The 21344-nt window shown below is 62.8% G+C and carries 23 protein-coding genes and 3 pseudogenes; 10 read left to right on the plus strand and 16 right to left on the minus strand.

What is annotated here, in order from left to right; genetic code table 11:
• Positions 1-4: 4 nt before the first annotated feature.
• From CDE01S_RS13425 to CDE01S_RS13435, 3 genes are read left to right on the plus strand one after another with little or no spacing between them, the layout of a single operon-like run.
• A complete protein-coding gene (locus CDE01S_RS13425; protein WP_066708433.1) occupies positions 5-1165 on the plus strand; it encodes a COX15/CtaA family protein in 1161 nt (386 codons plus the stop codon).
• On the plus strand, positions 1162-2058 hold the full coding sequence (cyoE, locus tag CDE01S_RS13430) for a heme o synthase (protein WP_066708436.1): 897 nt from the start codon (positions 1162-1164) through the stop codon (positions 2056-2058). The genes CDE01S_RS13425 and cyoE overlap by 4 nt, the downstream gene beginning before the upstream one ends.
• A gap of 5 nt (positions 2059-2063) precedes the next feature.
• The gene (locus CDE01S_RS13435; protein WP_066708491.1) at positions 2064-2675 is read left to right on the plus strand and encodes an SCO family protein; all 612 of its coding nucleotides are present in this window, start codon (positions 2064-2066) and stop codon (positions 2673-2675) included.
• Positions 2676-2708: 33 nt separating this feature from the next.
• Here CDE01S_RS13435 and rpoH read toward each other — a convergent pair whose 3' ends face one another.
• Positions 2709-3650 carry an RNA polymerase sigma factor RpoH gene (gene rpoH, locus CDE01S_RS13440; protein WP_066708438.1) on the minus strand — a complete coding sequence of 314 codons (942 nt, stop codon included), beginning with the start codon at positions 3648-3650 and terminating at the stop codon, positions 2709-2711.
• A 181-nt stretch (positions 3651-3831) separates the two neighbouring features.
• Between rpoH and CDE01S_RS13445 the strand changes: the two genes are divergently transcribed.
• The 3 genes from CDE01S_RS13445 (at position 3832) to CDE01S_RS19290 (ending at position 5788) form a co-directional block, all read left to right on the plus strand.
• The gene (locus CDE01S_RS13445) at positions 3832-4215 is read left to right on the plus strand and encodes a LexA family protein (protein WP_245636172.1); all 384 of its coding nucleotides are present in this window, start codon (positions 3832-3834) and stop codon (positions 4213-4215) included.
• A 219-nt stretch (positions 4216-4434) separates the two neighbouring features.
• Positions 4435-5415 carry an IS5 family transposase gene (locus CDE01S_RS13450; RefSeq protein WP_028915768.1) on the plus strand — a complete coding sequence of 327 codons (981 nt, stop codon included), beginning with the start codon at positions 4435-4437 and terminating at the stop codon, positions 5413-5415.
• Between the two features lie 154 nt (positions 5416-5569).
• Positions 5570-5788 carry a hypothetical protein gene (locus CDE01S_RS19290; protein WP_066708443.1) on the plus strand — a complete coding sequence of 73 codons (219 nt, stop codon included), beginning with the start codon at positions 5570-5572 and terminating at the stop codon, positions 5786-5788.
• Positions 5789-5927: 139 nt separating this feature from the next.
• Here CDE01S_RS19290 and CDE01S_RS13460 read toward each other — a convergent pair.
• From CDE01S_RS13460 to CDE01S_RS19250, 3 genes and pseudogenes are all read right to left on the minus strand, one after another.
• Positions 5928-6059: pseudogene (locus CDE01S_RS13460) on the minus strand (integrase core domain-containing protein); the annotation flags it as partial.
• Between the two features lie 313 nt (positions 6060-6372).
• A complete protein-coding gene (locus CDE01S_RS13465) occupies positions 6373-7275 on the minus strand; it encodes a putative bifunctional diguanylate cyclase/phosphodiesterase (RefSeq protein WP_084382889.1) in 903 nt (300 codons plus the stop codon).
• 36 nt (positions 7276-7311) lie between these two features.
• Positions 7312-7748: pseudogene (locus tag CDE01S_RS19250) on the minus strand (diguanylate cyclase domain-containing protein); the annotation flags it as partial.
• Here CDE01S_RS19250 and CDE01S_RS18860 point away from each other — a divergent pair.
• Positions 7657-7857 (plus strand): DUF302 domain-containing protein, encoded by a 201-nt coding sequence (locus tag CDE01S_RS18860; protein WP_218016529.1) that lies wholly within the window; start codon positions 7657-7659, stop codon positions 7855-7857. The pseudogene CDE01S_RS19250 and the gene CDE01S_RS18860 sit on opposite strands and share 92 nt — an antisense overlap.
• Before the next feature lie 16 nt (positions 7858-7873).
• On the opposite strand, the gene sorB is transcribed toward CDE01S_RS18860, so the two are convergent.
• The 8 genes from sorB to CDE01S_RS13510 all read right to left on the minus strand — a co-directional run bounded on the left by sorB (position 7874) and on the right by CDE01S_RS13510 (position 14726).
• Positions 7874-8542, minus strand: coding sequence for a SorB family sulfite dehydrogenase c-type cytochrome subunit (sorB, locus tag CDE01S_RS13475; RefSeq protein WP_221892517.1), 669 nt, complete (start codon positions 8540-8542; stop codon positions 7874-7876).
• A gap of 11 nt (positions 8543-8553) precedes the next feature.
• Positions 8554-9801: a SorA family sulfite dehydrogenase catalytic subunit gene (gene sorA / locus CDE01S_RS13480; RefSeq protein WP_066708460.1), complete on the minus strand. Its 1248-nt coding sequence runs from the start codon at positions 9799-9801 to the stop codon at positions 8554-8556.
• Positions 9802-9838: 37 nt separating this feature from the next.
• Entirely contained in the window at positions 9839-11224 is a 1386-nt protein-coding gene (locus tag CDE01S_RS13485; RefSeq protein ID WP_066708463.1) for a beta-propeller fold lactonase family protein, read from the minus strand.
• Entirely contained in the window at positions 11224-11691 is a 468-nt protein-coding gene (locus CDE01S_RS13490) for a DUF305 domain-containing protein (RefSeq protein ID WP_424858570.1), read from the minus strand. Before CDE01S_RS13490 ends, CDE01S_RS13485 begins: the two co-directional genes overlap by 1 nt.
• A 24-nt stretch (positions 11692-11715) precedes the next feature.
• A complete protein-coding gene (locus CDE01S_RS13495) occupies positions 11716-12558 on the minus strand; it encodes an anti-sigma factor family protein (protein WP_066708469.1) in 843 nt (280 codons plus the stop codon).
• Positions 12555-13082 carry an RNA polymerase sigma factor gene (locus CDE01S_RS13500; protein ID WP_174525469.1) on the minus strand — a complete coding sequence of 176 codons (528 nt, stop codon included), beginning with the start codon at positions 13080-13082 and terminating at the stop codon, positions 12555-12557. The genes CDE01S_RS13495 and CDE01S_RS13500 overlap by 4 nt, the downstream gene beginning before the upstream one ends.
• 39 nt (positions 13083-13121) lie before the next feature.
• Complete coding sequence (locus tag CDE01S_RS13505; RefSeq protein ID WP_066708472.1) at positions 13122-13562, minus strand: nuclear transport factor 2 family protein; 441 nt, start codon at positions 13560-13562, stop codon at positions 13122-13124.
• 117 nt (positions 13563-13679) lie between these two features.
• Positions 13680-14726, minus strand: coding sequence for a YeiH family protein (locus CDE01S_RS13510; RefSeq protein ID WP_066708475.1), 1047 nt, complete (start codon positions 14724-14726; stop codon positions 13680-13682).
• Positions 14727-14857: 131 nt separating this feature from the next.
• Here CDE01S_RS13510 and CDE01S_RS13515 point away from each other — a divergent pair, with 131 nt between their 5' ends.
• Positions 14858-15772, plus strand: a complete 915-nt coding sequence (locus tag CDE01S_RS13515) for a LysR substrate-binding domain-containing protein (protein ID WP_200899120.1) — start codon at positions 14858-14860, stop codon at positions 15770-15772.
• A 456-nt stretch (positions 15773-16228) separates the two neighbouring features.
• Positions 16229-17218 carry an IS5 family transposase gene (locus CDE01S_RS13520; RefSeq protein WP_066708478.1) on the plus strand — a complete coding sequence of 330 codons (990 nt, stop codon included), beginning with the start codon at positions 16229-16231 and terminating at the stop codon, positions 17216-17218.
• Positions 17219-17298: 80 nt separating this feature from the next.
• Here CDE01S_RS13520 and CDE01S_RS13525 read toward each other — a convergent pair whose 3' ends face one another.
• From CDE01S_RS13525 to CDE01S_RS13535, 3 genes are all read right to left on the minus strand, one after another.
• The gene (locus CDE01S_RS13525) at positions 17299-18816 is read right to left on the minus strand and encodes an AAA family ATPase (protein WP_245636173.1); all 1518 of its coding nucleotides are present in this window, start codon (positions 18814-18816) and stop codon (positions 17299-17301) included.
• A 368-nt stretch (positions 18817-19184) separates the two neighbouring features.
• Positions 19185-19427, minus strand: coding sequence for an MbcA/ParS/Xre antitoxin family protein (locus tag CDE01S_RS13530; protein WP_066708480.1), 243 nt, complete (start codon positions 19425-19427; stop codon positions 19185-19187).
• 59 nt (positions 19428-19486) lie between these two features.
• Entirely contained in the window at positions 19487-20299 is an 813-nt protein-coding gene (locus CDE01S_RS13535; RefSeq protein WP_066708483.1) for a metallophosphoesterase, read from the minus strand.
• A gap of 143 nt (positions 20300-20442) precedes the next feature.
• Between CDE01S_RS13535 and CDE01S_RS19255 the strand changes: the two genes are divergently transcribed.
• The gene (locus CDE01S_RS19255; protein WP_084382891.1) at positions 20443-21090 is read left to right on the plus strand and encodes a HigA family addiction module antitoxin; all 648 of its coding nucleotides are present in this window, start codon (positions 20443-20445) and stop codon (positions 21088-21090) included.
• 5 nt (positions 21091-21095) lie between these two features.
• Here the strand turns inward: CDE01S_RS19255 and CDE01S_RS18685 are convergent.
• Positions 21096-21344: pseudogene (locus CDE01S_RS18685) on the minus strand (metallophosphoesterase); the annotation flags it as partial.

A 21344-nucleotide genomic window follows, 5' to 3' on the forward strand; every position in this document is an offset into this window, starting at 1 on the left:
CCGCATGAACGCCGCAGCGCTTTACGATCTGTCGCCCGTCATCTGGCTCATGCTGACGGGTGTGGTGCTGGCCCTCGGGCCGCTGGCCTGGGTCTGGCTGCGCAACCGGCAGGCCACGCGGGCAAGCCGCTTGCAGGCCTTGACGGTGCTGACCTTGTTCCTGACCTTCGATCTGGTCCTGTTCGGCGCCTTCACGCGTCTGACGGATTCCGGCCTCGGCTGCCCGGACTGGCCGGGTTGTTATGGCAATGCCAGCCCGGTGGGGGCGCATGCCGAGATCTCGGCAGCACAGCAGGCCATGCCCACCGGCCCGGTGACGCACGGCAAAGCCTGGGTCGAGATGATCCACCGCTATCTCGCCACCACCGTCGGTGTGCTGATTCTGGTGCTGGCCGTCGTGAGCTGGCTCGACCGTCGCCGCCAGGACCGGCGCACAGGCATCAGTCCATGGTGGCCCACGCTGACTCTGCTCTGGGTGTGTGTCCAGGGTGCGTTCGGGGCACTCACGGTCACCATGAAATTGTTTCCTGCCATCGTCACCTTGCACCTGCTCGGGGGCCTGCTGTTGCTGGCACTGCTGTGCGTCCAGGCCGTGCGTTATGCGCAAAGGCACAACGCCTCCAGCGTTGTGGCCGTGAGTCCGGTGCTGCGCCGCCTGCTGGGGCTGGGCCTGGTCCTGTTATGGCTGCAGGTGGCGCTGGGGGGCTGGGTCAGCACCAACTACGCTGTGCTGGCGTGCACCGAATTCCCGGCCTGCCAGGCCAACTGGTGGCCCGAGATGAATTTCGCACAAGGTTTCGAGCTGTGGCGTGAACTGGGCCTGACCGGCGACGGCCAGCACATCAGTTTCGCCGCGCTCACGGCCATCCACTACGTGCACCGGCTCATGGCTTACCTTGTCATTGCCGTGCTGGCCATATTGGCATGGCGCCTGCGTGCCGAGCCGGCCCTGCGTCGGCCAGCGAACTGGCTGGCCACCTTGCTGCTGCTGCAGTTCCTGACCGGTTTGAGCAATGTGGTGCTGGACTGGCCGTTGCTGGCGGCCGTCTTGCACACCGGCGGCGCAGCCGCCCTGGTGGTGGTGTTGACCTGGAGTCTGGCGACCACGCGTTCTTCCCGTCAGGCTGCTGCCGCTTCCCCTTCTGTTTCGAGTATCGCTGCATGAGCGCCCAATCCCTTTCCCCCCGATCTTCCGTGTTCAGCCAGTTCTATGCGCTGACCAAACCGCGCGTGGTGCAGCTCATCGTGTTCTGTGCCCTGATCGGCATGGTGCTGGCGGTACCTGGCCTGCCGGGCTGGGCCGAGTTGCGCCTGATGCTGATCGGCAGCGTGGGCATCTGGCTGGTGGCAGGGGCTGCTGCGGCCTTCAACTGCATCGTGGAAAAAGGCATCGATGCCAAGATGAAACGTACCGCCTGGCGGCCGACCGCCAAAGGCGAGTTGAGCGATGTGCAGACCCTGCTGTTCTCTGCCGTGTTGTGTGCCGCCGGCTCCGCGCTGCTGTACGTCTGGGTCAACCCGCTGACGATGTGGCTGACCTTTGCCACCTTCGTCGGCTACGCGGTGATCTACACCGTCATCCTCAAGCCGCTGACGCCGCAGAACATCGTGATCGGCGGTGCCTCAGGCGCCATGCCACCGGTGCTGGGCTGGTCCACCATGACGGGTGATGTCGGACCGGAAGCGCTGATTCTTTTCCTCATCATCTTCCTGTGGACACCGCCGCACTTCTGGGCACTGGCACTGTACCGTGTGGAGGACTATCGCAAGTCCGGCCTGCCCATGCTGCCGGTGACGCATGGCAACGCGTTCACGCGCCTGCAGATCCTGCTCTATACGCTGATCCTGTTTGCCGCCTGCCTGATGCCCTTTGTCTACCGCATGAGCTCCTGGATCTACTTGGCAGCGGCCGTCGTGCTGAACATTGGTTTCTTCTTTTATGCTTTCAAGCTGTGGCGCCACTACTCGGACGAGCTGGCACGCAAGACCTTCCGCTTTTCACTCATCCACTTGAGCGTGCTGTTCGCGGCACTGCTGCTGGACCATTACCTGCTGTGAGCACCATGAGCAAACGAAATACTCTTAAATTGATAGCGTCTGGCGCTGTATTGACGGGGGCTCTCGGCTTATTGAGTGCGTGCTCCGACAACAAGCCGCAATTTTCTGCAATCGACGTGACCGGCGCCGACTATGCCAAGGACTTCCAACTGACCGACCACAACGGCCAGCCGCGCAGCCTGCAGGACTTCCGCGGCAAGATCGTGGTGCTGTTCTTTGGCTACACCCAGTGCCCGGACGTCTGCCCGACCTCCATGACCGAACTGGCGGAAGTCAAGAAGCTGCTGGGCGCCGATGGCGAGAAGCTGCAAGGCCTGTTCGTCACGGTGGACCCGGCGCGTGACACGCCCGACATGCTGAAGGCCTACATGGCCAACTTCGACCCGACCTTCCTCGCACTCTACGCGGCCTCACCCGAGAAGCTGGCTGCATTGGCCAAGGACTTCAAGGTCTATTACAAGAAGGTCGAAGGCAAGACGCCGACCAGCTACACCATGGACCATTCAGCGGGCAGCTACATCTACGATACGCAAGGCCGGCTGCGGCTGTACACGCGTTATGGCAGCGGGGCGCCGGCCATGGCGTCCGACATCAAGCTTCTGCTGCAGCAGAAGTAACGTACCGTTTTCTGCCTGGGGGTCGCCAGATCGTCAGGCGTATTCTGCCAACGCGGCCTTCATCTTCTTCATGGCGGCCACTTCGATCTGGCGGATGCGCTCGGCACTCACACCGTACTCGGCGGCCAGTTCGTGCAGCGTCATGCCGCCCGAGTTGTCGTCGTTGACCTTGAGCCAGCGCTCCTCCACGATGCGGCGGCTGCGCGGGTCCAGTACGTCCAGCGCAGCGGCGATGCCGTCGCTGGCCAGCACGTCGCGCTGGTGCGCTTCGATCATGGCGGTTGGCTCGTGGCTGGCATCGGCCAGGTAGGCGATCGGGCCAAAAGCTTCCTCGCCGTCATCGGCCGGACCGGGGTCGAGCATGACGTCACCACCCGACAGGCGGGTTTCCATCTCTATGACTTCCTCGCGCTTGACGTTCAGCTCGCGCGCCATCAGGTCGATCTCGTACTCGCTCAGGGTCTCGCGGTGGGTGGCCGCATCGGCTGCTGCCGCGTCGGCCTTGTAACCCTGCTTCTTGGAGCGCAGATTGAAGAACAGCTTGCGCTGGGCCTTGGTCGTCGCGACCTTGACCATGCGCCAGTTCTTCAGGATGTACTCGTGGATCTCGGCCTTGATCCAGTGCAGCGCGTAGCTCACCAGACGCACGCCCTGGTCGGGGTCGAAGCGCTTGACGGCCTTCATCAGGCCGATGTTGCCTTCCTGGATCAGGTCGCCGTGTGGCAGACCGTAGCCCAGGTACTGGCGTGACACCGACACCACCAGACGCAAGTGAGAGAGCACCAACTTACCGGCAGCCTCAATGTCTCCGCTGTCGCGGAATTTGCGGGCAAACTCCTGCTCTTCCTCTTGGGTGAGCATGGGCAGGCGGTTGGCGGCCGTGATGTAGGCATCCAGGTTGCCCAGCGATGGCACGAGTGCCCACGGGTTGGCCACCGTCAGTGCGGAAGCGGAAACTCCAGTTTGAGTGGTCATTCCAGAACTCCTTGTCGTCATATTTCTAATATTAGCACTCAAACCAAGAGAGTGCTAATCCTTGGGTTCCATGAGGGTGATGACCGGTCGGTCACGGAGGCCTTATGGAATCTATACTGTACATATGATCAGTATTCATTCCGTAAGTTCCCCGGTTTTCATGAGCTTGCCGGAGCAAGGCATGCCGCCCTTGGTAGGCAGTGTGCGGGCCGGTTTCCCGTCCCCGGCCGAAGACCTTGGGGCGCAGCCGATCGACCTGACCCGGGAACTCATCAGCCACCCCCAGGCCACGTTCCTGCTGCGTGCCCGCGGGACCTCGATGGTCGAGGCCGGTATCTTCGACAACGACATCCTGGTGGTGGACCGGGCCATCCCGCCGCGGCATGGGCAGATCGTGGTGGCCGTGCTGGAAGGCGAGTTCACGGTCAAGACCCTGATCCGGCGTGGCGCCAGCGTGCGGCTGCAGGCCGCCAATCCGGCGTTTGCCGACATCGTGCCGGCACCCGGGCAGAGCCTGGAGATCTGGGGTGTGGTCACGGCGGCCATCCGGCAGTTTGCCGTCTGAGACCTTGCCATGTACGCCCTGATCGACGGCAACAACTTCTATGTTACACGGATGTGATTAGATTATTCGATGGATAGTGGCCAGGCTGCCCACGAAGGACTCCTTGGCTCCAACGGCTTCATTAGATAGAAGAGCCTCAAGATTCCGCACCTCTAGGGAAGGTCTGAACAACTCCGCCCCATTGCGCGACAATGCCTCACCGTGATCGGGGTGAGTGCGATGCAGCTGTCGTTCGGTGATGCCGAGGGTCTGGGGAGCCGCAAGCGCACGCGGCGCGAGGTGTTTTTGGCGGAGATGGAGCAGGTGGTGCCGTGGCAGGCGCTGCTGGGTCTGATCGAGCCGCACTACCCGAAGATGGGCCGTCCCGGTCGCCAGCCCTATCCGTTGGCGACGATGCTGCGCATCCACTTCCTGCAGCAGTGGTATGCGCTCAGCGACCCGGCGATGGAAGAAGCCTTGTACGACACGCCGGTGATGCGCCGCTTCGCGCAGTTGGGCGGGCTTGCCGACATCCCGGACGAGACGACGATCCTCAACTTCCGCCGGCTGTTGGAGACGCACGGGCTGGCCGAGAAGCTCTTCGAGCAGGTCAACGCCCATCTTCAGCGCAAGGGCCTGAGCCTGCGCAGTGGCACGATCGTGGATGCCACGATCATCAGTGCGCCGAGCTCGACCAAGAACAAGGCGGGCGAGCGCGATCCGGCGATGCACCAGACCAAGAAGGGCAACCAGTGGTTCTTCGGGATGAAGGCGCACATCGGCGTGGATGACGCGTCCGGTCTGGTGCACCACGTGGAATGCACGGCGGCGAACGTGGCCGACGTGACGCAGGTGTACAAGCTGCTGCACGGCCGGGAAGACACGGTGTGCGGCGACAGCGGCTACACGGGTGCCGAGAAGCGCGAGGAGCTGCAGGACGTGGACGCCGGATTCCTGATCGCGGAGAAGCCGTCGAAGCTGCGTGCGATGAAGAACGAGCGCGAGCGGCGCTACGCCGAGCGGTGGGAGCGCTACAAGGCCAGTCTGCGGGCGAAGGTGGAGCACCCGTTCCGGGTGATCAAGCGCCAGTTCGGCTACACGAAGGTGCGCTACCGCGGCCTGGCGAAGAACGCGGCGCAGGTGCTGACGCTGTTCGCGCTGTCGAACCTGTGGATGGCGCGCCGGCGTTTGTTGCCGACGACGGGAGCAGTGCGTCCGTAAGGCGGGGAAACCCGCCAAAAACCGCCCTGCACGGGCGAAATCCGGCTCGAAAGCGACGCCAGGCCGGCGCCACGATGCCGCAATCCGGGCGGCAGAGCGGGTTGTTCAGACCTTCCCTAAAGCGGAGGTCGCCAAGGCGGAAGCCGAGCTGATCGTGCTCAACAATCGGCGCAGCGACATCGAGCAGGCCAATGCCCGCAAAGCCGCGCAGGCCGAACGGGAACTGGCCGATGCCCTGGCGCAGGCGCGTGAGGAACTGGCGCAGATCACCGGCACGGCGACCGATGCCGACCGGCAGGCGGCCATTGCCCGCAGCTACCGCGATCTGCGCTCGCGCCTCGCAGCGGAAATGGCGTGCTGTCGGTGCACCTGAACGGCGTGCTCGCCATTCAGATGAACGCGCAGGACACCATCCGGGGTGGCGGCCCGCTGCTCACCGCCTTCATCGGCGCGATACCATCCACCCCGGACTCACTGCCTGATTGGCTACAAGTTCCATACTCAGGTCAGAACTGCCGCCAGCGTTCGATCAGGACCTTCGCCTCGGCGCGGCTGCGGAACCACTCTCGGTTGAGCAGCTCGTCCCGCAGCTTGCCGTTAAAGCTCTCGACGAATCCGTTCTGCCAAGGGCTGCCAGGCGCGACGAGGCCCGGGCTGATGTGTTCGGTTACCTCGAGCGGTTCCACAACCCGAGAATGCGTCGTAGAGTTGCCCGGCGTGACCGGGAGTTTCAGGCCTTAATCAAACCGTCCTGGAAACGGGGTAGAACCCTTGGGGCGAACCAGCCCAAGTGCCTTTGGTCTGTGCGCTTTCGCAGAGGCAACGGCCCCGATCGCTGTTGAACCGACCGGGCTGACGGCTCCCGATCACGGATCAGCGTGAACGCTACGAAGAGTTTGAGAGAACTCGGGGGCGTGATCATGCGCCGGGGCCCGGCGCCATGGAGCGGCTTTGCCGTTATGTACCGAGGTGGCCTTGCTCTTGGCGATCCACGTCCTGACCGAGATCATGACTCGGACATGCGCTTTGCAACCACCTGCGCGCGAAAACCTCGGCCGGCTCCGGACGGGCGAAGTAATACCCCTGTGCTTCGTCGCAACCCAATGCCAGCAAGTGTTCCGCCTGCGCTGCCTCTTCCACACCTTCGGCCAGGGTCTTGAGGCCGAGGCTCTTCGCCATGGCAACGATGGCGGACACAATGGCGAGATCGTTGCGATCGGTCAGCATGTCCCGCACGAACGAGATGTCGATCTTCAGTTTATGAACGGGAAATCGCTTGAGGTAAGCCAGTGAGGAATACCCGGTGCCGAAATCATCGATGGACAGCGCAAACCCGGCCGAGGTCAGGGCGCGCGTGACCTCCACGGCACGTTCCGGGTCGCGCATCATGCCCGACTCGGTCAGCTCGAGCTCGATTGCAGAAGACGCTGCACCGGATTCGCGAGCGATCCTAAGACACCGGTCAACGAAATCGTCGTCCTCAAATTGTTTCGCGGCCACATTCACCGCGACCCTTCCGGGCAGCGGACACCCTCGTTCCTGCCAATGCCGCACCTGGCGGCATGCCCCGGCGAGCGCCCATTCGCCCAATGTACCGATCAATCCCCGTTCTTCCGCGATCGGGATGAATTCGGCTGGGGAAACCATGCCCCAATCCGCATCATGCCATCTCGACAGTGCCTCGGCGCCTACGATTTTGCCGCTGGGCAAATGCACCTGGGGATGATAGTGGAGTTGCAACCGTCCGGCGGCAAGCGCGGTTTCCAGGCGATGGACGATTTCCAGCTTCCTCGCCAAATCCGTACCCATCTCCGAACGGTAGAAGCGATAGCCCCCGCCGCTGGCCTTGGCCCGGTACATGGCGATGTCGGCGTGTTTGAGCAGCTCCTCGGCCGAGCGTCCATCTTCTGGATAGAAAGCAATGCCGATACTTGCCTTGAGCGCAAAAAACCGTCCATTGATTGCGAGAGGTTCGGCGAGCGCTTTTTTTGGATACGTTCGGCGATGAGGGCCGCGGCCGACTGGTTGGCCCCCATTGCAATCACGACGAACTCGTCGCCTGCCAGGCGCGCCAGGGTTTCCTCCTCTCGCAATGCGGCCTGAAACCGCCGGGCGATCTCGATGAGCGCCCGGTCGCCGATGGCGTGCCCCTGGGTGTCGTTGATCTCCTTGAAGCGGTCGAGATCCAAAAACAGAAGCGCCACCCGCTGTCCGTGGCGCTGGGCGCTCGCCAGCGCTTGCTTGAGCCGATCCAGGAACAACGCCCGGTTGGGCAGGCCCTGCAACGTGGTGGTGCGGGAGGACACGCCGGGGCTGAGCACCGTCGCGTTCATCGATCCGCAAACCATGGTCGCGTTGAGCGGCAACCCACAGGTGCGCGAGGTGGCCGATGACGCCGCGGCGCGGCTGGCTCGCGTGCGCGAACGCCTGGCGGCGGGATGAGGAACGCGGACCGGCGTCAGCGGCTCAGCACCCACTTCGCCAGCGTATCCAGCTCGGCCGGCGTCAGTCCCGGGTACGGCGGCATCGGCACCGTGCCCCACTTGCCGGCGCCGCCCGCGCGGATGTTGGCGGCCACCTGCTGCAGCGCATCGGCCTTGCCGGCGTATTTCGCCGCGACCTCCTTGAACGCAGGGCCCACGACCTTCTGCTCGACGGCGTGACAAGCGGTGCAATTGTTGGCCTTCAGCAGCGCTTCGGGCTGCAGCGACGCAGCGGTAGTGGGGGTTGCCGGTGCAGCGGTCTTCGGGGGCGGCGCGGCGGCCACCATGGCGGGTGCCGGTGTGGCAGCGGTGGTCTGCTCGGCGCCGTAGGTCTTGACGAGGTAGTCGACCATTGCCGGAATGTCCTCGTCGGAGAAGGGCGCACCGAACGGGTGTTTCATCTTCTTCACCGTGGCTTCCCAGTAGCTGCGCGGGGAGGTGGACGGCTGGTACTGCACATATTGCGCCGAATGACAGGTCATGCAGTTCTGCTGCACCAGCCGGTAGCCCGGCAGCTCGCTGGGCTTGTATGCGGCCGTCTCAGCGGGCAGCGTGATGTCCAGCGCGAAAGCGGCAGGCAGCGCGGCCGTCGCCGATATGATCCCCACGAGAACGCGCAGGCAGTAACGTTGTTTTGTGCTCATGCCTGTTCTCCTCATGCCGCGACGACGCGCGTGGTCTCGACGACGTTGCGCATGTAGCCGGCCGGGTTCCACAACGCGGACAGCGGCTGGCTTTGACCGATGCGGTTGACCGCGCGCACCTTCAGTTCATGAGCGCCTCGCTTGCTCGGCTTGAAGGCCACACTCCACTCGCGGAAGGAATACTTGCCCAAATCCTTGCCGAGCCGGGCTTCCGTCCAGGTGTGTCCACCATCGGCGGAGAAGGCGACTTCGGTGATGCCGAAGCCGCCGTCGAAGGCAATGCCGCGCACCACCGTCTCGCGCCCAACGCGCACCTTGTCGCCGTCGCGCAGGCTGGTGATGAACGAGCGCACGTTGAACCGGTTGATAGGCACGGTCTTGGCTGGCGCCTTGCCCGGCTCCACGCAGGCGCAGGCGTTGTCGGGAATGCGGTAGGCCGTACTCATCCAGAACCCGTCGAACGCCTTGTCCAGCACTTGAATGTCGGACAGGTGCTTGACCCAGTAGGTGCCGTAATGGCCGGGAACGATCAGCCGGACCGGATAGCCGTTGAGCATCGGCAGGTCCTCGCCATTCATCGCCCAGGCCAGCATCACCTCGCCGTCGAGCGCGTGGTCGACCGCGAGCGCCTTGACGAAGTCCGGGCTCTCGCCTTGCAGCGTCGGATGGTCCAGGCCATTGAAGCTCACCTGCACGGCACCGGCCTGCACGCCGGCCTTCTCCAACACTTTCTTCAGCGGCACCCCTGTCCAGCGTGCGTTGCCCATCGCGCCATTGGACAGCTGGCCGCCGTTGGCGCGCGGCGTGAAATGCCCGCGGCTGTTGCCGGAGCACTGGTTGACCGCCACCAGCTCCACCGGGTCGGCCAGACGCTTCAGGTCGTCCAGCGACAGCTCCAGCGGCGTGTTGACCTTGCCGCCCACGCGCAGCCGATAGCTTTGCGGATCGATCGAGGTGGGAATGCCGCTCCAGTGGTAGCGCACGAAGAACGCGTCGTTGGGCGTGATGACGCCTTCGTTGAAGACCGAAAACGGCGTCTCCAGCTGCGGCGGCCGGCTGGTCAGCAGGATCAGCGGGCGCTTCTGCGGAAAGGCCACCAACTCGCGCTCGCCATTGTCGAACGGCAACACGACGCGACCCGCAGTCGCCGCAAGCGCCTCGGCGGTCGGACCCATCAGGCCGGCACCGGCGCCGATGGCGCCCAAGGTCTTCAGCACACGGCGGCGCGCAGGCCAGGGGGGGGTGTCGTCACGCTCCATGTTTGTCTCCTTCTTCGAGTAGATGGGAAACCGCGCCCTATCGGGCGCTCACCAGAACTGCATTCGACGCCTGCGCCGCCGCATCACCTTCGACCACGAGAATCTGCGCGACGGAAGGCGTTTTCGACGACATGGTGGTCACCGCGTCTCGCAGCGGGCCGATCACCGTGCCGTTGGCCGCCCCGGCGGGGTTGGTCTTGAAACTCGCGATCGGCGAACGCTGGCTGCTCACATACACGTTGTACACCGTTTGCGGCTTGAGCTTGAAGAGGAAGACTTCCAGAGCGTCCACCAGCCCCAGGTTGCGCGCCACGACGAAGCCGCGGGCCTCTCCCTGCGTGGCTTTGAGCGTAATGTTGACTGGCTCGTCGTTGACGCGGGGCACGAGGTGGGCTGTGCCCGTGCCGCTGGGCACGGCGTTCGACACATAGACCAGCGCCTGCGGGGCCTGCCCCACGGGTGCGCGAGCGATCACCCGGTCGGTGGCGGTGTCGATCACGTCCACCGCGTCACCGTTTTCCAGCCCCACGTACATGCGCGTGCCATCGTCGGATGGCCAGATGCCGTGCGGTAGCGCGCCCACCGGGATGGTGGCCAGCAGCTTGGGCGTGGCGTCGGTGGTGTAGACCTTCACCACGTTCTCGCCGCCGATGGTCACGTAGGCCAGCGTGCCGCGTGCGGTCTTGGCGAACCCGAGGTGGTTGGTGATGAATCCGGTCTCGATCACGCCCTTGACCTGAAGCGTATCGGTGTCGATGCGGGTCACCTTGCCCACGTCCTTGTGCGTCATCCACACTTCCTTGAAGTCCGGGGTTAACTGCAGGAAGGGCGAGAACGGGCTGACCACCGGGATGCGCTTGATCACCTTGCGCGTGGGCACGTCGATCACGTCCACCTCCGGCGTGAAGCTGTGCACCACGAAGGCGATGTTCTTCTGCGGATGGAACAGCACCATGCCCGGCCCGGGCGCGGTTTCGATGCGGCCGACTTCCTTGAAGGTCGCGGCATCGATCACGGACACGTAGTTCTCGCCGCGCACGACCGCCCACACGTGCTTGCCGTCCGGCGTGAAGAACGCCTCGTGCGGCGAGCGGCCGATGTAGGCGATGCCTTTGACCTGGTTGGTGGCGGTGTCGATGAAGGCGACCGAATTGGAGCCGTTGGAAATCGCGACCAGGGTCTTGTGGTCAGGCGAGAAGCCCAGGCCGTGCACGTTGAGCTCACCCTTGTACAACGGCGACAGCACCTCCGGCCGCACGTTGCCCAGCCGGATCTGGCCCAGCAGCGTGTTGGACGAAGGATCGATCACCGACACCGTGTTGGTGTTCTGGTCGGCGGTGTAGACGCGATCGGCGGGGGCCGGCGCGGCCAGCGCGATGCCGCTGCACATCACCAGTTGCAGGGCGAGGAAGAGTCGTTTCATCATCGGGTTCCTTGTGTCGTTTCGGTTGAGTGGGATGGGTGCGCCGCTGCGGCCTTGGCGGCGGCATCGTCGGCATGCCGTGCAAGCCAGGCCTGCATCAGTCGAATCTCGTTGCGCTGCTCGACAATGATGGACAGTGCAAGGTTGCGCAGTTCCGGGTCCTTGGTGGACAGCAGCACAGCCTTGGCCATGTCGATGGCGCCTTGATGGTGCGGGATCATCATCACGACGAAGTCGTGGTCGGGGTTGCCGTTCATCGGGGCGGTACGCATGCCGTGGTCCATGACCGCCATCGCGTCGTCCATCAACTGGGCGAAGGACTTGGCGGTGCTGGCCACGAAGCTCGGCGGGGGCGGTGTCTGCGCTTCGGCCGCTGGGGAATGAGCATGCTGCGCCAGGGCCGGCAGGCTCGCCAGCATGGCCAGCGCCGCCATCGCCCACTGGCGGGCGGGTCTCGGTGATGTCATCTTGAAAGCGAGAGGCTGCATGGATCAGCTCGGTTGAAGTTGGGCGTAGACGGCCGTGGCGATGCGCGCCAGCTCGCCTTTGTCGATGCCGGCCGATAAGGCGTAACCGAACTTGCCGTCGATCCAATAGAACACATTGACCGGCCCCTCCTGCGCGAAGCGGAAGCCGGTATCCTGATTGGATGCTTGCTCGTTCGTGACGTACAGCGTCAGGCGCTGCCCCGTGGTGTCGTGGTACATGAACTGCGCCACCGGGCCGCTCGATCCGGGCAACAGGCGCCCGCCGATCAGTTCGTAGCCCAGTGCACCCAGCTTCGGGGGGCGGATCTTCGCGCCCAAGCGCTTGGACAGCCAGGCGACCAACTGGTCTTCCTGGTCGGCGCCGATCTCCACCGGTCGCCGCACGTCGGGGCTGTAGACCACGTGCGCGATGGCCGCTTGCCGCGGCAGGCTGCCGGCCGCCGCGTTGACGATGACCGCCGGCCCACGGGACGACTGCGCGAGCATCTCCGCGGTTTGCCATGCGCCGCGCCCCACCCAGCCGGCGCCTGCGCCGAAGAACACCAACGCAAAGCCTGCCGCCACGCGTTCGAGCGACCAGCGCGGCAGGCGTGCACCCGCGTGGCGTGCAGCGGCGCGCGTACGCGGCGCCCGGGCCGCGTGCAGCAAGGTGTCGGGGACGGCTTCGTCCAGCACCGCGCCGTACAGCGCCTTGATCGCCTGTTTGTCTTGCCGGTAGGCCTGCAAGCGCTGCGCCTCCTGCGGGCGCTCGGCCAGGTAGGTTTCGATCTCGGCGCGCCGGGATTCGGGCAACAGGCCGTCGACAAAGGCATGCAGATCCGCTTCAGTGATGGGCAACGGGTTCATTTCACCACCTTCAATGCCGTGGGTTGGATGCGTCCCTCCATCACGCCGCGCAGGCGCGCGCGGCCACGCGACAGCCGCGACATCACGGTGCCCAGCGGCACACCGAGCGTGCGCGCGATCTCGTCGTAGCTCATGTCCTCCAGCGCCACCAGCAGCAGCACCTCGCGCTGCTCGGGCGGGAGCTGCCGCAGTGCAATTTCGAGATCTCTCATTTCGAGGCCGTCGGTCTGTGAAGCCCTGACCGGCGACGCCAGCGCTTCTTCGTCCAGCGGCACGGCTACCACGGCGGGCCGGCGGCGCTGGTCCACATGCAGGTTGTGCAGAATGCTGAACAGCCAAGCGCGCATGTCGCCGTCCGGCCGCCAGTTGTCGATGCGGGCCCAGGCCCGCTCCAGAGCGTCCTGCACCAGATCGTCGGCAGCGGCGTGGTCGCCGACCAGCGCGCGAGCGTAGCGCCGCAGGCGCGGCAGGGCCGCCACCATCAGCGCGCCCGCCTCGGTCAACGCCACGTCCTGGGCCTTCATCGCGCACCGACGCCGTTCGCTGCCGTCGCCCGTGGCTGCTCAGTAACTGGCCACTGACAGTTTCGGATCGATCTGCCAGGTTTCGTTGACGATCTTGGCGTCGCGATAGGTCAGAACGTAGCGCACCTTGATCGGCTGCTTGCCCTCGAACTGCACGTTGGCCGTCACGGTGGCGCCCTTGGGGTTGGCCGATTCCTCCACCTTGTCGATCGACACCTTCAGAGTCCCTTGCGACTTGGTGAACTTCTCCCAGACCCCGCGGATCGCGTCAGCGCCCGCGTAGCTGCCATCCAGCGGCCCCCCAACCCAGGTGAGTTGGGCGTTGTCGGCGTAGCCCCGCATCAGCACGGCCAGATCGCCCGAGCCGATGGCCTGGAAGTGCGTGCGGGCGTCGTCGGCGGGTCCGGCGAACGCCGTGCCGCTGAACAGGGTCGCGAGAGCGAAAGCGGTGGCGGTGGCGGTGGCGGTGAGTCGTTTCATGATCGGTAGTCCTTAGTACGTGGGTGGAAGAAATGAGGTTGACATTGAGGTATACGGGAGCGTCGGCCGGTTTATTCCCGCCTGGGCGCAAAACTCATCGCCTCATCGCGGCATGCTTCACCCCAGCCAGTGGCTGACGGCCCGGTTCACACCATAGCCGCCGACCATCAGAAAACCGAACAGCGTGGCCGCCAGCAGCAAGGGCTTAAGGCCCGCTTGGCGGATGGCTCCCACGTGGGTACGCAGCCCGAGCGCGGCCATCGCCATGGCCAGCAGCACGGTGTCGAGCTGCACCAGGGCCGCGACCCATTGCGGCGGCAGCCACCCCAGCGAATTCACGCCGGCGGCGGCGATGAACACCAGCGCGAACCAGGGAATGGTGATGCGGGCCGCGCCACCCTGTCCGTCGGCCCGGTCGGCCCTTGACAGCGCCAGCAGGAACGGCGCAAGCATCATCACGCGCAGCATCTTGACGATGACGGCCGTGGCGGCGGCCGGCTCGCTGACGCTGCGCCCGGCGGCCACCACCTGCGCCACCTCGTGGATCGTCGAGCCCGCGTACACGCCATAGGCCTGCTCGGACAGGTGCAGGTACGGGTACAGCAGCGGGTAGGCGAACATCGCCAGCGTGCCGAACACGACCACCGTGGCCACGGCCACCGACACCTTGTGCGCCTGCGCGCGCACCACCGGCTCGGCGGCCATCACGGCGGCGGCGCCGCAGATCGCGCTGCCCGCGCCGATCAGCATCGAGGTCTGCCGGTCCAGCTTGAACACGCGCGTGCCCAGCTGCAGCGCGAGAACAAAGGTCAGCGCCACCATCAGCGCATCGATCACCACGCCGGCCCAGCCGATGGCGCCGATCTGCTGGAAGGTGATGCGAAAACCGTACAGCACGATGCCCGCGCGCAGCAGCCGGTTCTTGGAGAAATCGACCCCGGCAGCCGTGTGCGCGGCGATGGCCGGAAAGAACGTGTTGCCGGCCACGATGCCCAGCACGATGGCCAGCGTCAGCGCCGACAGGCCCCAGCGCCCCGCCCAAGGCGTCTGCGCCGCCACCATGGCGGCGGCGGCAAGTAGCCCCGCCAGCGCCAGGCCTTGCCACCAGGCACGCGTCCTCCAGGTCGGAGGCGCAGAGGTCGTGGCGGACAACGAGGTGGACATGGTCGGACTCCTTCACGGAAAACGTTGGCTGGCGCTTAGAGACCGCTATGAGCGCCGCGATGCACGTCAGCTTCCTGCATCTGGTACCATGAGTCCAATACATTCTTTTCAAGAAAACGTAACTTTAAGTTATGCGACTGAATCTTCACCTGCTGCGCGTGTTCTTCACTGTGGCTGAGCTGCGAAGCTTCTCGCGCGCGGCCGAGGCCCTGTTCATCAGCCAGCCCGCTGTCTCCAAAGCCGTGCGCGAGCTGGAATGCCAGATCGGCCTACCCTTGCTCGAACGTGGCGCGGGCGGCCCCAAGAGCGCCCGGGGCGTGCAACTGACGCCGGACGGTGCGGCGGTGTTCGAGCATGCACGGGGCATCTTTGCGCTGGAGCGGGCCGCGATCGAAGACGTGCAGGCGCGCGTGGGGCTGCAGCGCGGTCGCCTGCGGGTGGGGGCCAGCACCACCGTGGGTGCCTACTGGCTGCCCCAACTGCTGGCGGACTTTGTGCATCGCCATCCAGCCGTCGATGTGCAAGTGGTTCAGGGCAACACGCAGATGGTCTGCGAGGCCCTGCTCGACTGCCGCATCGACATCGGTCTGGTCGAGGGCGATGTGCACGACCCGCGTCTTGCAGCGCACACGTGGCGCGAGGAGCCGCTGTGCGTCGTCGCTGGCGTGCACTCGCCGCTGGCGCGCAGCCGACGCCTCACCGCCGCCACACTGAGCAGCGAGATCTGGCTGCTGCGCGAGCCGGGCTCCGGCACCCGCGACGTGGCCGACCGGCTGCTGCACGAACTCGCGATCCGGCCACAGCGATGCATAGAGATCGGCAGCAACGAAGGCATCGCCCGCGCCGTCGCGGCCGGCCTGGGGGTGGCACTGCTGCCGATGCGCGTGGTGCGCGAGCTGCTGGCGCTGCGTGAAGTGGCTGCCCTCAAGCTATCAGGCGCACCCAAGCTGGTCCGGCTCCTGTGGCGCGTGGAACTGAAGGGCCGTCCGCCGTCGCCGCTGGTGCTGGCCTGGCGTGAGGCGCTGGCGCGCCCGCTCGCGCACTGACCGGGCGCGAGCGGGCCGCTCTGCTGTCGTTGCCTTCAGGAGTAGTCGTCTGAGCTGCGCGAGTTACTGGCACCAGATCGCATTCACAAGCTGACCGAGCAGGAGTTCGTAGATGCCGTTTCCCGGGTGCACGCGATCCGAGACCAGGCCGTCAGGCAGGGATACGAGCACTTGGTCTTGCCTGACCGACCGCAGGCCGGCGACGACAAGGTGGAAAAGTTCGGCGAGTGGCTCTGACGGCAGCGATTCGCGGAACGCGATCCGCAGCGACGACTGCCGAAGTGGCTTATTGCTTCAATCGCCGATTCGATCTTAAAACCACCCTCCCGCGCCTGATCATCGCAGCGGCGCGTACGTGCGCTTGCCCGTTGCAGATGATCAGGTGGGCTGAGGGACATTGCTAAGGAAGGTCTGCAAAACCTTCCTGCCAGACTGCCGGGATGGGACAATAGCGACATGAAGCAGATGAGTCTGGAGGCGCCGATGTATACGGGCTTTGAGCTGCGCGCCAAGCGCACCCGCAAGCGTGCGTTTTTGGAGCAGATGGACCGTGTGGTGCCGTGGGCAGAGTTGGTCGCACTCATCGAGCCGTATGCGCCGAAGGCGGGTCCCAAGGGTGGGCGGCCACCCTTTGCGGTAGAGAAGCTGCTGAGGATTCATTTTTTGCAGCAGTGGTTTGGTCTGTCGGACCCGGCGGTGGAGGAAGCCTTGTACGACACGCCGCTGCTGGCGAGCTTTGTTGGTCTGGACCTGGGGGTGGATGTCGTGCCGGATGAGAGCACCATCCTGCGCTTTCGCCACCTGCTGGAGCAACACGGCCTGAGCCAGCGTATCCTCGAGACGGTCAATCGCATCCTGACCGAGCGTGGCCTCATGCTCAAGAGCGGCACCATCGTGGATGCCACGCTCATTGCTGCTCCCAGCTCGACCAAGAACGCCCGCCGTGAGCGCGACCCTGAGATGCACCAGACGAAGAAGGGCAACCAGTGGTACTTCGGCATGAAAGCGCACGTTGGGGTCGACGCCGAGACAGGGCTGGTACACACGGTGGTGGCCACCGCTGCCAACGTCTCGGATGTGACGCAGGCGCATCGGCTCTTGCACGGGCAAGAGACCGACGTCTTTGCCGATGCGGGCTATCAGGGAGTGGACAAGCGAGCGGAAAACCAGGGCAAGCAAGTCGCTTGGCACGTGGCCATGCGGCCGGGCAAGCGCCGGGCATTGGACAAGCGCACTTTTCTTGGCCAGGTGATGGATGCCTTGGAACGCACCAAGGCGCGCATTCGTGCCAAGGGTGAGCATCCGTTTCGGGTACTCAAATGCCAGTTTGGCTACCGCAAGACGCCCTATCGAGGCTTGGCCAAGAACGGCGCGCAGCTCAACGTCCTGTTTGCGCTGGTCAATCTGTGGCTGGCGCGCAAAGCCTTGCTGGCTGCGACGGGATAAGTGCGCCCGCAGTGGGCTCACTGGGGCCGGATGAGGCTGCAGAGGGCCCACGAAGGGGCTTGCTGGAGCCCAAGAACCGTTCAGCATCTGTTTCGATCCCATCCTACGAAACGATATTGACCCTGAACTCGTCGCCACGAACGAGTGGGCGGGGTAGTGCAGAGGTTCCCTAGGGCAAGCTCATCAATCGCCCTTTTGTCGGTTACTGCGGTTGCCTCCAAATCTTTGCACTGCTTCTCATTGCCTGCATAGTCAAACTCTTGAATTTCTGCCGCAGCAAAATGAAGCTCAAGAGACTTCTTGGCTTTGGAGGTTTCCACACTGAAGTTGTCCGTCTTATTGTTGTGCTTCTTCACTAAATCAACAATGGACGACAAGATCACATTGAAGTTCGTCACATCATCCTCAAACACATCCGCAATCTGAATGTCGGTCTTTAAGGGGTCGGTGATTTTTGCCTTCAGGGCTTCCCGCCAGCCTTCAATTTGCTCATTGATTTTTTCAGCAGCTTCCTTGTATTGCCCTTCTAGCTTCGTCGCCTCAGTGGCGAACTCTTTATAAAAGCCTGTTGATGCAGGCAGGCTATTAGCGGGGGCGCCTTGGGATTCAATCCACGTCGCCGCATTGTTCAATCTCGTTTGGAAGTCTGTGAATTCCTTGCTGAAATGAGCCGCCAAGACCTCCGCACGAGCTTTGGTGAACGGTTCCCCGCAGAATTCGCAAGATTCTGATTTGTAATGTTCATGGATTTCCATGCCCTTCTGCACCCAATCACGGATATCAGGATTATCTGTAAGCCGCTCTATCGCCTGATTAATCGCTGTCGTTCCAATCAGGTCGCGGATGCGACCTGCGGCCTTCTTGAAGTAGCCTTCTTCAATTGCTGTTGAGACGAAGGTAATGCTTGGCAGATGGTCCGGCTTTGCTGCATTTGTTAGTTCAATGACTTTCTCGTCAGAAAGCACGGACTCTTTCTTTGCAACCGATTCACCATGGCCCTCAATGAACTTCAAGAGCTTGCGGCGGTCATAGTTTAGATAATAGCTATCGCTAGTATCAATCGCCTGAAGACCCGTCTTCATCTTTTTGGCCGCATTGGTCAGAAATTTATCCTGTGCTTCCGTCTTTGTACGGATTTCCGTCAGCTTTGCCGCGTGTGCTTTTTGCTTTTCCCCAAGTTCACCCTTCTTCCTCTCCAAAGCCTGAAGATCATCAATTTTCTCTTTGGCAATGAGGAGAATGCTTTTTACCGACTCATCCCAATTAATGTTCTCGTGGATGAATCGTTGATTGAAAACATGGATGTTCAGTTGTGAATCCGCCAGGTTTGCTTCAGTGAGTGACGTCCCATCGTCTAGTACGATGGAGAACTGCGCCTCAGCAAAGCGAGGAATCAGTGAACGACGCTCAAGGCAAGAGAAGACATTAGAAAGGGTTGACTTTCCAGTGCCATTCCAACCATAGATAAGGTTGTACCTGCCAAACTGCTGAATGCCAGACCCGTTGTAGTCGGTGAAGATGCCGAACTGCCGAAGGCGATTGATGCGAAGAATCACTTTTAGAGCTCCCCCAACCGTGTGCCAGTCAAGCACAGGCATCACCTAGTTGTGATCTCTATATGTAAGCGAATGAAATGATTCTGTGACGACCGCATGGCTATCGTTAACCCTTAGAAGGACATTCTTTGATTCACCCCGTGGCGAGGGCTGACCCGCGCTGCTGATCTTGGTCATTGTGGCCTTTGCGCGGCCAGCCGTTGGCTGCCGCTCATGTCCTGCGTTGAACGACAGCTATAGGGCGACGCGTTCGACGATTTGAACGCCGGCAACCGCTGCAAAGCCGTCGCCTGCCTTGGACTGCCAACGGTCGGCAACGGGTCGAACAGCGACTCCCGGCCAGGAGTGGTCTTTCAGGCTCGCGGGTCGGTTGACAGTTTCAGACTGGAAGCGGTCAAGTGGGCTGCCCGTTACGTAAATGCACCCGCCTGCGCCCTTGCCAGCAACGTGGTTAAGACTTCTAGCCCATCCTCCGAGCTCAAAAGCTCCACCGGCCGTTGACCACCAAGCGCCGGCAGCGGCCTGTCAAGCCACTTAAGCAGCCATTCCCTGGCATCAAAGCCTGTCGCATCACCTGACTCCTCAACCATCTTTTGCACCTGAGTGACGAGGGCATCAATGGCCATTTCCTTGCGTGTTAGCTTGTCAGACATGATTCAAAACTCCGCGGTGATGGGCTATACGTAAATGAAACCGAATGGGGAGAGACGCGTCAACCCATGGCTTCAGAGGCAATGTCAGCGTCCAGGACAAGGTCGGGGCGAAATAATTGGTTCTCAAGCTTGCGCTCAGACGCCTCACTGACACTCTTCCCGTTCAAGCAATAGCCGGCAGGGTTAGCCACCACCCGGCATCGACCAACTCGGTATTCAAACGTGTCGTGAACATGGCCATGAAGCCAGAGGTCTGCCTTGTGCAGCAGCGGCGTCAAATCACTGGCGAAGCCAGCATTCAAGACACTTCCAGCATGGCGCGGATGAATGCTCAAGGCATGCGGCGCATGGTGGGTTATTACGATCGTCAGACCATCAAATGGACGCTCCAGTTCGTCAGCCAACCAGGCTCTTGAAGCGCGGTGATCGTTCAGGGTGTCCTGAGGTTCCAAGGTCCGGTCGACGTTCTGGATCTTGAAATAGTCATTCAGCCGCGACCCGGCCTGCTCCATGAGTGACGATTGCGTGTGGCCCCTTTGCTGGAAGTCGGTCCAGAGCGTGCAGCCGAGAAACCTGACAGCTCCCATGTAAAGGACATCATTGTCGAGAAAAGTCACCGAAGTGCCTTGGGATGCGGCCTTGAGGAATTGCCTGGTCGCCATCCAGTCCCGGCCATAGAACTCATGGTTGCCGGCGACATAAAGAACGGGAACCGGCCAGTCACCAAACATGTCGATGATGCTCTCGGGCTTGTGGATATCCCCTGCCAAGACCAGCAGGTCGGCGTCTGGAGCAGGCTCCACCAGTTTTTCATCAGGCAAGAAGGCCTCGATCAACTCCAAATGGAGGTCTGAAGCCAGCTGAATTTTCATGAGGTGACGTTGCCTTCCCGGCGATCTGAGAGAGAAATCAATTCTGAGATTGAATTCAGGCGTTGATTGAACTGTAGCGAATGGCTACCCTTACGGCAATGTCCCCGACATTCACTGGTTGATCTTCGCTGCACCTTCCATCTATGAACCTGAAACGCAAACCGCCACCACCCCACCCCGGGGAAGTCCTCCGCGAGTACTTGGGGGACACGCCCGTTTCCGACGCAGCAGGAGCCCTTGGTGTGGGCCGCACCACCATCTCCCGACTGCTTTCGGGAAAGTCCAGCGTCTCCCCCGACATGGCCATACGCTTGGGCCAGGCACTTGGAACGACGCCCGAGCTGTGGGCCCACTTGCAGGTGGCGTATGACCTCCATCTTGCGGCCAAGCAAAAGCGGCCGCGGATCCGGCAGATCCATACTTTGAAAAAGGACCGCTCCGTCGTCGAACTCAAAGGCATGTTTCCTTTGCCAGCAGGTGTACGTGTCGGTGTCGAGGACATGCGTGTGGCGATGCAGAAGGAGATGGCCGAATGGGATTCCATGCCACCCGTTGGCCGAGAGTTTGGCAGCCCGGACTATGAGCGGCTCGACGCGATGGACGCACTTGCCTTTGACGTATTCGGTTCGATGACAAAGGCCAGGCGCTGGCTGGACGCGCCGAACGCTGATCTGCAGGGGAAGTCACCGGAAGATCTGTCCAAGACCAAGGCCGGCTATCGGGCTGTCATGAGTCGTCTTCAGGTGCTGCTCAAAGCGAAGAACAAGGTCCTAAACAACAAGCGGGCCTGAGGCGGTCAAATTTCTAACGTCAAGGCTGGATCGAAGTCCTGGTTGATACTGTCGCCGCTGGCATCAGGGTAGCCGCGAGGATTGCTGACGATGCGGGTGCTGCCAATATTGAAGTCCACGCTTTCATGGGTATGGCCATAGATCCAGAGAGCCGATCGCCCCATCAACCTGGACAGATCCGAAGCGTAGGACGGGCTTAAAAGATCGCCTTGGTACTCAGCCGGGATCGCGCCCGTTATGGGCGCATGGTGGGT

It is taken from the genome of Curvibacter delicatus NBRC 14919 (assembly GCF_001592265.1).
Taxonomy (GTDB): Bacteria; Pseudomonadota; Gammaproteobacteria; order Burkholderiales; family Burkholderiaceae_C; genus Hylemonella; species Hylemonella delicata.

What these genes read in the sequence shown, in the direction of transcription:
- CDE01S_RS13425 (WP_066708433.1), top strand. Translation starts at nt 5, where the DNA reads ATGAACGCCGCAGCGCTTTACGATCTGTCGCCCGTCATCTGGCTCATG.
- cyoE (WP_066708436.1), top strand. Translation starts at nt 1,162, where the DNA reads ATGAGCGCCCAATCCCTTTCCCCCCGATCTTCCGTGTTCAGCCAGTTC.
- CDE01S_RS13435 (WP_066708491.1), top strand. Translation starts at nt 2,064, where the DNA reads ATGAGCAAACGAAATACTCTTAAATTGATAGCGTCTGGCGCTGTATTG.
- rpoH (WP_066708438.1), bottom strand. Translation starts at nt 3,650, where the DNA reads ATGACCACTCAAACTGGAGTTTCCGCTTCCGCACTGACGGTGGCCAAC.
- CDE01S_RS13445 (WP_245636172.1), top strand. Translation starts at nt 3,832, where the DNA reads ATGCCGCCCTTGGTAGGCAGTGTGCGGGCCGGTTTCCCGTCCCCGGCC.
- CDE01S_RS13450 (WP_028915768.1), top strand. Translation starts at nt 4,435, where the DNA reads ATGCAGCTGTCGTTCGGTGATGCCGAGGGTCTGGGGAGCCGCAAGCGC.
- CDE01S_RS13465 (WP_084382889.1), bottom strand. Translation starts at nt 7,275, where the DNA reads ATGTACCGGGCCAAGGCCAGCGGCGGGGGCTATCGCTTCTACCGTTCG.
- sorB (WP_221892517.1), bottom strand. Translation starts at nt 8,542, where the DNA reads ATGAGCACAAAACAACGTTACTGCCTGCGCGTTCTCGTGGGGATCATA.
- sorA (WP_066708460.1), bottom strand. Translation starts at nt 9,801, where the DNA reads ATGGAGCGTGACGACACCCCCCCCTGGCCTGCGCGCCGCCGTGTGCTG.
- CDE01S_RS13485 (WP_066708463.1), bottom strand. Translation starts at nt 11,224, where the DNA reads ATGAAACGACTCTTCCTCGCCCTGCAACTGGTGATGTGCAGCGGCATC.
- CDE01S_RS13490 (WP_424858570.1), bottom strand. Translation starts at nt 11,691, where the DNA reads ATGACATCACCGAGACCCGCCCGCCAGTGGGCGATGGCGGCGCTGGCC.
- CDE01S_RS13495 (WP_066708469.1), bottom strand. Translation starts at nt 12,558, where the DNA reads ATGAACCCGTTGCCCATCACTGAAGCGGATCTGCATGCCTTTGTCGAC.
- CDE01S_RS13500 (WP_174525469.1), bottom strand. Translation starts at nt 13,082, where the DNA reads ATGAAGGCCCAGGACGTGGCGTTGACCGAGGCGGGCGCGCTGATGGTG.
- CDE01S_RS13505 (WP_066708472.1), bottom strand. Translation starts at nt 13,562, where the DNA reads ATGAAACGACTCACCGCCACCGCCACCGCCACCGCTTTCGCTCTCGCG.
- CDE01S_RS13510 (WP_066708475.1), bottom strand. Translation starts at nt 14,726, where the DNA reads ATGTCCACCTCGTTGTCCGCCACGACCTCTGCGCCTCCGACCTGGAGG.
- CDE01S_RS13515 (WP_200899120.1), top strand. Translation starts at nt 14,858, where the DNA reads ATGCGACTGAATCTTCACCTGCTGCGCGTGTTCTTCACTGTGGCTGAG.
- CDE01S_RS13520 (WP_066708478.1), top strand. Translation starts at nt 16,229, where the DNA reads ATGAAGCAGATGAGTCTGGAGGCGCCGATGTATACGGGCTTTGAGCTG.
- CDE01S_RS13525 (WP_245636173.1), bottom strand. Translation starts at nt 18,816, where the DNA reads ATGCCTGTGCTTGACTGGCACACGGTTGGGGGAGCTCTAAAAGTGATT.
- CDE01S_RS13530 (WP_066708480.1), bottom strand. Translation starts at nt 19,427, where the DNA reads ATGTCTGACAAGCTAACACGCAAGGAAATGGCCATTGATGCCCTCGTC.
- CDE01S_RS13535 (WP_066708483.1), bottom strand. Translation starts at nt 20,299, where the DNA reads ATGAAAATTCAGCTGGCTTCAGACCTCCATTTGGAGTTGATCGAGGCC.
- CDE01S_RS19255 (WP_084382891.1), top strand. Translation starts at nt 20,443, where the DNA reads ATGAACCTGAAACGCAAACCGCCACCACCCCACCCCGGGGAAGTCCTC.